We start from the raw sequence: 12300 nt of genomic DNA on the forward strand, positions 1-12300 counted from the left end.
GATCTTCATGATGATAATAGATGCTTCCTAATTGGGAGATGCAATGGTCATAAAGGATTTCCCCTGCGAGCTTTTGGGGGCTTCACTCTTAGAGCAATGATGAAGGACACGACGCATAATACGGCTATGATCATGAAGGTCGGCCTGAATCCATTGATGATGGCAGCAATGAACGATCCGGAAAGGGCACCAAGGCCGAAGCCTTGATAGACGATACTATAATTTTTGCTGTGGTTTTTTAAACCGAAAAAATCACCAACGATTGCGGGAAAGACGGTAATATTACCTCCAAAGCAAAAGGCGATGCCCGCCACACACGCAAAAAAGAGACCGAAGCTAATATTCCCCAGGGTCAAAACAAGAACTGCTGCAGCGGTGACGAGGAAGCTGAAGGCAATCACCTTCATCCGGCTGATTTTATCCGAAAGGGCTCCCAGGATCAGACGTCCGATCGTGTTGAAGATGGCAATCATGGCTACGGCATTCGCGGCAGTGACCGCATCCAATCCAGCCAATTGGACACCTGCATCCTTGGCGATGCTGATTAAGTAAAGCCCGCTCATGCAAGCGGTAAAAAACATGACGAACAATAGATATACCTCTTTCGTCCTCATCATTTCCTTGACTGTATAATTGTTCGAGTCTGTAAGAGCGGATGCATCACCAGCCGCTTCCGGTGCCTCCCGTATAAAACGCGATCCAATAAGCACCATGGCCATTACAATGATTCCCCAATACATAAATGTTTGTGAAGGACCGACATTATTTATTAACCATGTGTTGATGAATTTGAATAGCAGGCTCCCCATCCCGTAAGCGGAAACGGAAATTCCTGAAATCAGCCCCTTGCGGTCCGGAAACCATTTTATAAGATTGGACAAAGTGGTAATGTAGGCCAGGCCATCCGCGAATCCGACAACCACCCCTGCGGTGATGTATAAAACCAATAATTTTGAAACGAATGAACTTGCGATCAATCCAGCTCCAAGAACGATCCCGGCTAAAGCGATCAGCCGACGGAGGCCCCATTTTTCCTGCAATCTCCCGGCAAAGAGCGTCGCAACTGCCAAAGCGAAGCTCGTTATGGAAAAGGTGATGGCGACGGAACTCAGTTTCCAGCCGAATTTGTCTGCCAAGGGCTGATTGAATAAGCTCCACGTGTAAATCGTGCCCAAACCTACCTGAATGATGATCGTACCAAACACAATCGATCCTTTATTAACTCTAGGAATATTTTTTTCCTCCTTTCATTGATACCATTTGGGTATGCGTCTAGATTGCTTTTATTATGACCATCATGATTGCAGTACTATTCGTAATTATCGAGGAACCGTGTAAAGGGGAGGAAAGAAGCTTTAGGATATATGATATATGAACCCATCGTCCCTTCAGGGGATATTTGGAATTCTCTCAAAATAGGACATTGGTCGGAAGGGGAATATAAGGGTTGAGGGGAAATAGTCAAGGTGGTTAAGATGCATAAAAAAGAGGGAGATGGTTTTTTGAAGAGATTACTCACCAGCTTGGTAGTATTGACAATGGGCCTAGGGATAACTTTTTCCACCGCTTTCGCATCCGCCGGAGGATTTCACCATCCTGATAGCTGGGATAAAAATTCTATTTTGCGTAAGGACACCCTTGGGGTGGAAGTCAGAAATATGCAGTATATCCTGAATGTAATGGGATTTTATACCGATTCAGCGGTTGTTGACGTCGATGGGATATTCGGACCGAAAACGGAAGCGGGTGTAAGGAAATATCAAAAAGAAAACAACCTGAAAGTGGATGGTGTGGTTGGTCCCAGGACGTGGGACAGCTTTTCGCAATATATTAAGAAAAGCGGCAAGAACACCTTTGGAGCAGGTGGAAATATGGGGCTCAGAATCAAATGGCAGTACGATGATTCCTCCTACACATCCGGATCTAAAGCCTATATTTATGGTAATGGAGATACTTTAAGCGATCAATACCGCTTGTATGCCAATTAAAATAATATAGAAGTAAAGGTATTTCCTTCATACGAAAAACGTGACCGCTTAGGCACGTTTTTTCTTTATGCAACGAACGTGGCATGTTAGTTGAACAATCTTTAGTCGATCACAATAACTGAAAATATATTCTTGCTTTTATGAACATACTAAAAGCATAAAATATTTTAGGTGGTAGGTTGAACAATGTCCTATACTTTGCAGGAGGATTTAGAGAATAATATTAACAATATAAAAATGAACTTTAACAATACTTTTGATTTAAGTATTAGAGAAATCAAATTTGGGATCAATAAAAAAATGAAGTTGAATGTTGTTTTTTTAGGTGGTTTGGTTGATACGGACTACCTTCAGAATTCAGTGATACTTCGAATCATGGATACCTTAAACATAGATAAACCTTTAATCAATAAGGAGTTTATAAATAACGTAGCAAATAGTATACTTTCCGCAGCAAGTATTAAAATCACCAATTCATATCAAGATGTACTTGATGCAATAATTCAAGGTAAAACCGTTTTGGTATTTGATGGGTTTTTAGAAGTCATCATTGCAGATACTGCCAAATGGAAAGAGAGGGCACTGGAAGAGTCTTCTGGAGAAAGAACTCCAAATGGTATGGTTTTTGGCTTTTCGGAAAATGCTCAAACCAATATAAACGTGTTAAGGGGAATGGTTAAATCAGAACAATTTTACGTACAAAAGATGAATTTCGGGTCTGTAGCTAAAACGGATGTATATCTCCTGTTCCTCCATGATACTGTTGACAATGGTATATTAAAAGAAGTGAGAAAACGATTGGAAAAAGTCGATGTTAAATATATCATGCAAGGAAGAGTGGTCCAAGAAATAGTGGATGGGAAACAAACACTCTTTCCTTTAACCTTGAATTCAGAACGACCTGATGTAATAGCTTCCGGCATTTTGGAAGGACGTGTAATATTGATGGTAGATGGTAATCCACAAGTAATGATCTTCCCGTCGATGTTCACGGATTTTTTACAAGCACCGGATGATTATACGACCAATTATGGAAGGTTTTCCATCAGAATCATACGTCTTTTTGCCTTTTTAACAACAATATTCCTTTCAGGAATTTATGTTGCACTCGATAAGTACGGAGGTGACCGTCTATCCAAAAAGGTTTATGAATCCTTAGTCACAAAAAACGAACTATTACCCACAATTTGGGAAGTCATCATACTCATTATTTTATTTCGTGTCGTTATAGATGCTTGTAACAGGATACCTAAGAACCTGGTGATCTTGATAGCACTGATTGGACCTATCTTAATTGGTGAAACAGCCATTACAGCAAACTTGATCCATCCCGTAGGTCTTATCATCGTCGGGTTAACGTTCATTACGGGAACCCTGTTTGGCAATTCAGGACTCACAGCAGCATTTAGTACCTTAAGATTTATCATCATTATCTTGGCTTACTACTTCGGTTATATTGGTATCATTATCGGTGCTACTCTTATATTAATGCATATGATCAGTTTAAAATCCGTTGGAGTCCCATACCTTTCTCCGCTCATTCCTTTTAGGGTGAAAGAAATAAAAGACTCTCTATATCGGGGAAAATTGGAAAAATTAGTTAACAGCAAACATGGTTATCCAGATGAAAATAATTAAACAAATTCCAACTTTAACTAACGAGTCGTTAACGCCTTGATAAAGCAGCCAATTGGGGGCCTTTTAACACTTATCATACATTCAAATTAAAGTAATAAACGAGAGAGCAACTTTCAATATTCAGGTACAAGTTTTGTCGAGATGTGCCAGGAAAACATAAAAAAGATGAGCCAGTAGATACATTTCCTGGCTCATCTTTTTGTGTTTCTTGTCCTCTTACCATCTTCGTCTTCCCAAGTTCCGCTCCTCAACACGAAAAAGTGAAGCCACACCAATAAAATTATAAATAATGAGGAGGGAAACAATACGTTCAAGGATTGCTTTCGAACTAAAATTTTACGCCTTTGCTGGATATACATGAAAATCAATATATTTTTGTTCATGTGTATAAAAAGTCAGAGTTTTGTTATGATTGAAACGAGTGAAAAACGGAGGTGCTTACGGGTGGAAAAGAAAGCATTAATGATCATTGATATGCAAACGGCCGTTGTGGAAGAAGGTTATAAACGCGATAAGGTAATTGACAACATCAACCATATAATTCAATCTGCAAGAGGACTGCAAATACCGATTATCTATATTCAACATGAGTCGCCAGAAGGACCATTGAAAAAAGGCGAACCTGGGTGGCAGTTTCACCCAAGGCTTGAGAAGCCACTCCTTCAAGAGGTGACCATCTTTAAAAGCGTGCCGAATTCGTTTAGCCACACCCCATTACAACAAACACTCGACAAGCTAGGTGTCACGCAGCTCTACATTTGTGGAGCACAGACGGAATACTGTGTTGATTCCACATGTAGGGGAGCCTTTGATTTAGGCTATGATGTCACCCTTATCGGTGATGCCCACACGACGAATGATGCAAAGCACCTATCAGCTCCCCGCATTATCGAACATGTCCATGAAACGTTAAAGAACTTTTGGAGTCCAAATGCAAAGATATGTTTGAAAAAAACAACAGAGCTTGATTGGATCGAAAGTGAAATCCACCCTCAATGAGCGATTGCTAATCGCTCAGTTTGTAGAAAAAACGGGATGGGAATTGAAAAATTCCGATTCCTTTTTTAGTTCCAATAAAAAGAGGATGTTATTTTCTTTCATGAATGAAGGCGAGGTCCATGGAATCCTCCATTTTACGAACTAATTGTTTCACAGTCCCCGCTTGGTCAATATATTTCAGGGAGCGGGTGTGCGAGGCTCCTTAGGGCGATTGCCTGAAGTGGGTAGCCGGCATGATTTAATGACCACGAAGAAAAACAATCTTTGGAGGCGGGTTCGAGTACAGTTCATAACATAGTTCAAGCTATTAAATGCCTATCAATTCATGTTATAATGGTTAACTTAGGATGATTATAATTGAACGGATGCCAAGAAAAAGCCTCCGCTTAGCGATACAAAAACTGGAGGTGTAAGAGAGTGAACAAACAATGGACCATTGGCAAAATTAAAGAATTCGTTGAGGGCAATTCGGAAAGTAAGTTGCTAACGACGGAATATCACGGTTTTTCGCAAAAGTTACTATTTAAATGTACCTGCGGCAGCAACTTTGAAAAAACATTCAAGAAATTCAAAAATAATAACCAACGTAAATGTGACGTATGCCAACCGCCTAAAGCGGCTCGGTAACATGTAGCGGATATACGGAGTGCCGGTTTCTATCGAAAAGAAATTGGCACTTTTTTTAATAGGAGGAAGGAAGCAAACTTGTTGTTCCTATTCTTATATAACAATGTGCGTGAGCGAAATTTTTGAAGGGCAATGATGCGCATCATGAAGACTTTGGTGAAATCGATACAGTGATGCTTATTTTGAAGACCGGATAAATAAGATCGGAATGAAGCAAGTCAACGGATTCTATTCATGTGATTGAGTATATAAAATCAGGAGAAGGACTGATTCAATTTCACATTAACACAAATATTTTATAAAATATAAGTATTGAAGGATGGGTCAAGCATTATATATACATAAACTCACAAATACTCATACAACAGATGTTAGAGAAGGAAGGGAAATAAGGTGAAGGATCAGTATATTTTGGCATTAATCAGAGAGAATCCTTTTATATCTCAACAAGAATTATCAGTAAAACTTGGACTATCAAGATCAGCAGTGGCTGGTTATATTTCAACTCTGACGAAAAAGGGAGAAATATTAGGGCGAGCCTATATCGTGCGGGAAGAGTCACGAATTACTTGCATCGGTGGCGCCAATATTGATCGTATGTCACAAACCTTGAAGCCCATTCAGTATGGTACGTCCAACCCGGCAGCGGTTAGACAGTCCTGTGGCGGTATTTCCCGAAATGTATCAGAGAACCTCGGAAGGTTAGGCTGCCAAGTATCATTGATTACTTTGATCGGGGATGACCAAGAAGGAAAATGGTTAATGGAAGAAACAAAAAGATACGGAGTGGATGTTAGTCAATGCTTGGCATTGAATATGGAAAAGACAGGTACATATACATCCATTCTTGATGATTCAGGTGAAATGATTTTAGCGGTGGCTGATATGCAAATCTATGACCAGTTTAACATTGAGTTGATTGAAGCACGTTGGTCGCATCTTGCCTCTTCCAATATAATATTTGCAGATTCCAACCTTCCGGAAGAAACCTTGACTTATCTTATTAAAAGATGTGAAAAAGAAAAATTGACCTTATGGATTAATCCCGTTTCGGCGCCTAAGGCATCGAGAATGCCAACTAATTTACAGGGCATAGATTTGTTGATTGCCAATCGTGGTGAAATATCGATAATGTCCAATCTGGAAGTCGTTACGATTGAAGATTGTAAGAAAGCAGCCGAGCAAATCATTCAAAGAGGAGTCAGTCAGGTTATCATCACCTTGGACAGGCAGGGGATTTTTTGGGCAGCTAATGATGGAAGGCAAGAGCATTTGCTTCCTCTACAAGACAATTTTCAGTGTAACAATGGAGTCGATGAAGCATTGATAGGAGGCATTTTATTCGGCATGAATCAAAATGAATCCTTCGAACGATCTTTACGATTTGGCATGGCAGCTTCCTCCATCACCTTGCAAACTTGGAACACCAATGCAGATATTACAGATGAGCTTCTTTATGAACTTGCTGAAGAAGGCTACAAGGATGATACGGATTGATGGCAAGGATAACGTTGACTTCAGTTCCATGAAACCAATAAGCAGAGCGATTTACGTGTAATTTTAGAACAAATTATAAAAAAACCGTAAAATTTCTTGTTTCAAGAAAATTTACGGTTTTTTTGTGTGAAATTTAACTTTTTCTGTATTTACTAAACATTTGTCTTCGTGATAAACTTTTGTTTTAAAACTCATTATTGCCTATATATTCGGTAGTGAGATATGAAAGGAGAAAGATCCAATGAGTAAACTGTACTTTTATCCTTTGTTTGTGGTTATTGGGGCATGCAGCTACGGCGTAGTTTCAACAATCATAAAACTATCTATGCTTGATGGTTTTTCAGCCTCGGAAGCAGTTACAAGCCAATTTGTCATGGGCTTTATGCTAGCAGTTTGTATATTTGCCGTTCAAAGAAAAAAATTGAAAATCAGTGGAATCAAAAATATGATTCCTGTGGGAATCTTGACAGGGATGACCAATATTTCGTATGGTCTTTCCTTGAATTATTTGCCTGCATCTTTAGCTGTTGTTCTTTTATTTCAGTTTACATGGATCGGCATGCTGATTTCTTGTATTGCAAAACGGCAATTTCCTGGGCGAGCTGAATACGTCTCCATACTATTATTATTTGTCGGAACCATTCCAGCAGCTGGCCTAATGGATGTCGACTTAACGAAGGTACCTCTTCAAGGGTGGCTATGGGGGCTGGGAGCAGCCGTTTGCTATTCTCTATTTTTATTTTTTAATGGCAAAGCAAATCCAACCATGACAACATCCAATCGATTAGTCATGGTTTCTTTCTTTGCTTTCATAACGACAGCTGTCTTCCAAACTCCACAAATAGTCTGGGACGGCACTCTATTTAGTGATGGTCTCTGGATATATGGTCTGGCATTGGGTTTATTTGGAATGATTCTTCCCGTTTATCTGTTCAGCATATCCATTCCGAAAATAGGATTAAGTAAATCGTCAATATTGAGTGCAGTTGAGTTGCCAGTCGCAATGATGGTCTCGGTAATTTTGTTAAATGAAATGGTGACTTTATTGCAAATGTTGGGAGTAGTAATCATAATTTTGGGCATTTTTATATCGACGTTAAGTGGAAAGCGTATGCTGGGAAATGAAAATAAGGAAAGATCATTTAATTAAATTTTTAAAATTTATTGACAAGTTAAAATGTAAGCGTATACTAAACATATGTTTAAAAAAGAAACAAATGTTTAAAAAGGGGGTGTTGATTTTGGCTATTGCTTTTAATGCGGGAAAACAAAAGTCCCCCATTATTTGTATAGGGGGAGCGAATATTGATAAAAAATTATATACCAAAAATGAAATTGTTAAAAAAACCTCCAATCCTGTCATAGGATCTTCTAGAACGGTTGGGGGGGTTGCGAGAAATATTGCTGAAAACTTAGGACGTTTAGGGGAAGAAGTTATCTTGCTTTCAGCACGAGGAAATGATGCGGATTGGTTTGATATTTATCAATCTTCTTCGCCTTTTATGAATTTGGATCATGTCATTAAAATTGACGGCATATCAACGGGCTCCTACACGGCCGTTATTGACAAAAACGGCGATTTATCTTTAGCCCTGGCCGATATGAAGGTGTTTGATTATATTACACCCGCATTGCTTTTGAAAAATATCGATCTTCTCCTTATCGCCAAATGTATTGTAGTGGACTTGAATTGTCCAAGTGAAACAATAGAATATCTAGGATTGTTCACTGCTAAACATCATATTCCTTTAGTCATTATCCCTGTTTCATCTCAAAAAATGAGTGGGCTTCCTAAAAAGATGCACGCAGTGAGTTGGCTGATTGTCAATAAAGATGAAACGGAAACTTATTTGAATGTCAAAATCAACGATAGGGAAGATTGGGAAAATTCGGTGAAAGAGTGGCTGAAGCTAGGAGTAAGAAATGTTATTGTGACCAACGGATCAAAAGGGGTCATGACTGGAGGTGCCAACGGTTATATACAGCATTTCCCATCTGTTGAAACGCCCATAGTGGCGGATGTCACAGGTGCAGGAGATTCATTTTGTTCAGGTGTCATTTATTCTTGGTTACAAAAGAAGGATTTTGAATCTGTCATCAAATCGGGCTTGGTCAATTCTCATAAAACGATCATGTCAAAATATACAGTTAGGCAAGAATTGTCACAAACTCAATTTAAATTGGATATGGAGGAATTTACAAATGAAAAAATATATTGAACTGTCTTCAGAAGTGCAAGAAGCAAAAGCGTCAGGCAAAGCGGTAGTTGCTTTAGAATCCACCATCATTTCTCATGGTATGCCTTATCCTCAAAACGTCAAAATGGCTCGTGAAGTTGAACAAATTGTTCGTGATAACGGTGCGGTTCCAGCAACAATCGCCATCATTGACGGGAAAATCAAAATCGGATTAACAGATGAAGAACTAGAGATTTTTGGGAAAAGCCCATATGTGGCCAAGGTATCGAGACGTGATTTGGCGCAAATTATCGCTACCAAACAACTAGGGGCAACAACTGTTGCGACAACGATGATCTGCGCGGAGTTAGCGGACATCAAAGTTTTTGTAACAGGCGGTATTGGCGGTGTTCATAAAGGAGCGGAAACGACTATGGATATATCAGCCGACCTCGAGGAATTGGCTCAAACCGATGTAGCTGTAATATGTGCAGGAGCTAAATCGATCCTGGACTTGGCGCTTACTCTTGAATACCTTGAAACAAAAGGGGTTCCCGTAATAGGGTATGAAACGGAATGCCTTCCAGCGTTTTACACTAGGGAAAGTGAGCATAAATTAAACTTCTTTACGGATTCAATAGATGTCATTGCTGAAACATTAAAAACCAAATGGGAATTAAGCCTAAAGGGCGGGGCTGTCATTACTAATCCAATACCGGAACAATATGCGATGGATCAAGATTACATCAATGGAATCATCACTCAAGCAATACGGGAAGCAGAAGAAAACCATATCATCGGTAAAGATAGTACGCCATTCTTACTTGGGAAAATCAAAGAATTAACAGGCGGTAAAAGCCTTGAAGCCAATATCGAATTAGTAAAGCATAATGCTAAAGTGGGAACCCAAATAGCAGTAAGTTTCAATGAGAAGCTAAGTGATAATAAACTGAGAGTGTAAGCAACACCAACACCACTTCTATAAGCTCACCCTGTTGTTATACTAGACAACTAGACTTATAGAAGTTGTTTTTTTATATAAGGTTGAAAGCGTTAACACTCTAGGGGGATGGTCGAATGGATTTTATATTCTTGCTAACAGGGATCCTGTTTGTTTTTATCATCGCTTTTTTATTCAGTAATAACCGGAAGAAAATAAAATATAAACGAATTCTGATCATGTTGGCCGTGCAAATCCTTTTAGTGTACACGATGATGAATACTAGCATTGGCCTGATTGCGATTACCAGCGTAGGCCAATTTTTTGAAAAACTAATGGCGGTCGCAGATTCCGGAATTGAATTTGTATTTGGCGGGATGGTAAATAAAGGGGCAACAACGTTTTTCTTTGTAGCTCTATTACCCTTGGTGTTCATGTCGGTGTTAATTGGAATATTGAATTATATAAAAATATTGCCATTCCTAATCAAATATTTAGGTTTGATATTAAGTAAAATAACGGGAATGGGGAAGCTGGAAAGTTATTTTGCGGTATCTACAGCTGTCCTTGGTCAGCCAGAGGTATTTCTTACAATTATTAAACAAATTCCACATTTATCTTCAAAAAGGCTATATACGATATGTACCTCGGCAATGAGTGCGGTAAGTATGGCGATGGTTGGGGCATATATGACGATGCTGGAACCGAAGTATGTTGTTACCGCTGTTGTCTTGAATATTTTCAGTGCTCTTATCATTGCTAATATCATCAATCCATATGACTTGGACGACCATGAGGATTTGATTCAATTGGAAGAGAATCAAAGAGTTCCTTTCTTCCAGATGGTTGGGGATAGTGTAATGGATGGCTTTAAAATCGTTATCACGGTTGCGGCGATGTTATTGGGATTCATTGCCTTGATGGAATTGATCAATGTAATCTTTCTCAGTGTTTTTCATTTTTCCTTCCAATCGGTTATCGGGTATCTGTTTGCACCAATCGCTTTTTTAATGGGGATTCCGTGGCCAGAAGCTGTAAAGGCGGGCGGAATAATGGCTACAAAGCTTGTTACCAACGAATTCGTTGCGATGCTGAATTTTGGTGAAATATCAAAAAACCTTTCTGATAAAACGATTGCCATTGTATCGGTTTATTTGGTTAGCTTCGCGAATTTTGGAACGGTAGGCATTGTTTCAGGTTCAATCAAGTCCATTAGTGAAAAACAGGGCAATCATGTTTCCAAATTCGCTTTGAAACTTTTGCTGGGTGCTACATTAGCTTCCGTAATTTCCGGAACGATCATGGGGATTGTCATGTAATTCCTATAAAGGAGAGGGTATGATGCAAACGAAAAAGATCATTTTGGATTGTGATCCAGGGCATGATGACGCGATTTCAATTATTTTGGCCGCTTCACAACCATCGCTGGAGATTTTGGCAATTACGACGGTTTCCGGGAATGCGGAAATTGAAAAAACGACGATAAATGCGTTGAAAATCTGTGATTTAGTATCTTTATCCGGTGTTGCGGTGTCAAAAGGGGCAAGTGAACCGTTGATTCGCTTACGAGAAACGGCACCAGGTATTCATGGTGATACAGGTCTTGATGGTCCGGAGCTGCCTGAACCTTCTCGAAGCTGGAGTGATGAACATGGCTGCGATACGATCATACGCCTTGTAAAAGAGTCAAAAGTACCTGTTACGATTCTTCCGACAGGACCTTTGACAAATATTGCTTTGGCTTTATTAAAAGCCCCAGCGATCAAGGACAATATAGAAGAGATTGTCCTTATGGGCGGCGGAACGTTTGGAAACTGGACGCCAACTGCAGAATTTAATATTTGGGCAGATCCGGAAGCGGCGAAAAAAGTATTTGATAGCGGCATTCCAATAGCGGTCATGGGACTGGATATCACTCATCAAGCTCTGGCTACAAAAGAAGTCATCGATCAAGTGCAAAAAATTGATAATCATGTGGCCAAAATAGTAGGAGAATTATTAGTATTCTTCGCCTCGACATACAAAGAAATGTTCAACTTTGCAGGGGCACCGGTACACGATGTCTTAACTGTCGCCTACTGTGTTGCACCAGAATTGTTCAAAATGAAAGAAGTGAATATAACAGTGGAAACGAAAGGAGAGTTTACGGCAGGTACGACTTTAATTGATTTGCATGGGGTTACGGGAAGAAAAGTAAATGCCAAGTATGGATTGGAACTGGACGTCGAAGGCTTTTGGAGTTTTATGATTGAAGCGTTGAAGAAATTCTAAGAATTGACATGAGAAAAACCAATAAAAACAGAGGCGATCCTTCCATTTGGAAGAATCGCCTCTGTTTGTAGACAAAAGGGGTTCGGAATTAAAAAATTCCGAACCCCTTTTGAAATTCCTTTGAAATTTTGACCAAAGGTTACGAGATTTGGGCTCTTCGAGC

Annotated in this window: 11 protein-coding genes; 10 read left to right on the forward strand and 1 reads right to left on the reverse strand. The window is 39.5% G+C overall.

What is annotated here, in order from left to right:
* Positions 1-47: 47 nt before the first annotated feature.
* Entirely contained in the window at positions 48-1208 is a 1161-nt protein-coding gene (locus AS888_RS00330; protein ID WP_260320061.1) for an L-lactate MFS transporter, read from the reverse strand.
* A gap of 267 nt (positions 1209-1475) precedes the next feature.
* Between AS888_RS00330 and AS888_RS00335 the strand changes: the two genes are divergently transcribed.
* The 10 genes from AS888_RS00335 to AS888_RS00380 all read left to right on the forward strand — a co-directional run bounded on the left by AS888_RS00335 (position 1476) and on the right by AS888_RS00380 (position 12137).
* Entirely contained in the window at positions 1476-1988 is a 513-nt protein-coding gene (locus AS888_RS00335; protein ID WP_061140219.1) for a peptidoglycan-binding domain-containing protein, read from the forward strand.
* Positions 1989-2174: 186 nt separating this feature from the next.
* Positions 2175-3626, forward strand: a complete 1452-nt coding sequence (locus AS888_RS00340) for a spore germination protein (RefSeq protein WP_061140220.1) — start codon at positions 2175-2177, stop codon at positions 3624-3626.
* Positions 3627-4070: 444 nt separating this feature from the next.
* Positions 4071-4625, forward strand: coding sequence for a cysteine hydrolase family protein (locus AS888_RS00345; protein ID WP_061140221.1), 555 nt, complete (start codon positions 4071-4073; stop codon positions 4623-4625).
* 417 nt (positions 4626-5042) lie between these two features.
* The gene (locus AS888_RS00350; protein WP_061140222.1) at positions 5043-5252 is read left to right on the forward strand and encodes a hypothetical protein; all 210 of its coding nucleotides are present in this window, start codon (positions 5043-5045) and stop codon (positions 5250-5252) included.
* A gap of 411 nt (positions 5253-5663) precedes the next feature.
* A complete protein-coding gene (locus AS888_RS00355; protein WP_221408548.1) occupies positions 5664-6749 on the forward strand; it encodes a carbohydrate kinase in 1086 nt (361 codons plus the stop codon).
* A gap of 241 nt (positions 6750-6990) precedes the next feature.
* Complete coding sequence (locus AS888_RS00360; RefSeq protein ID WP_185113002.1) at positions 6991-7899, forward strand: EamA family transporter; 909 nt, start codon at positions 6991-6993, stop codon at positions 7897-7899.
* Positions 7900-7981: 82 nt separating this feature from the next.
* Positions 7982-8968: a carbohydrate kinase family protein gene (locus AS888_RS00365; RefSeq protein ID WP_397250363.1), complete on the forward strand. Its 987-nt coding sequence runs from the start codon at positions 7982-7984 to the stop codon at positions 8966-8968.
* Positions 8952-9887 carry a pseudouridine-5'-phosphate glycosidase gene (locus tag AS888_RS00370; protein ID WP_061140225.1) on the forward strand — a complete coding sequence of 312 codons (936 nt, stop codon included), beginning with the start codon at positions 8952-8954 and terminating at the stop codon, positions 9885-9887. Before AS888_RS00365 ends, AS888_RS00370 begins: the two co-directional genes overlap by 17 nt.
* A gap of 116 nt (positions 9888-10003) precedes the next feature.
* Entirely contained in the window at positions 10004-11185 is a 1182-nt protein-coding gene (locus AS888_RS00375; protein WP_061140226.1) for a NupC/NupG family nucleoside CNT transporter, read from the forward strand.
* Positions 11186-11207: 22 nt separating this feature from the next.
* On the forward strand, positions 11208-12137 hold the full coding sequence (locus AS888_RS00380) for a nucleoside hydrolase (protein ID WP_061140227.1): 930 nt from the start codon (positions 11208-11210) through the stop codon (positions 12135-12137).
* Positions 12138-12300 lie beyond the last annotated feature (163 nt).

This window comes from Peribacillus simplex (assembly GCF_001542915.1).
Taxonomy (GTDB): domain Bacteria; phylum Bacillota; class Bacilli; order Bacillales; family DSM-1321; genus Peribacillus; species Peribacillus simplex_B.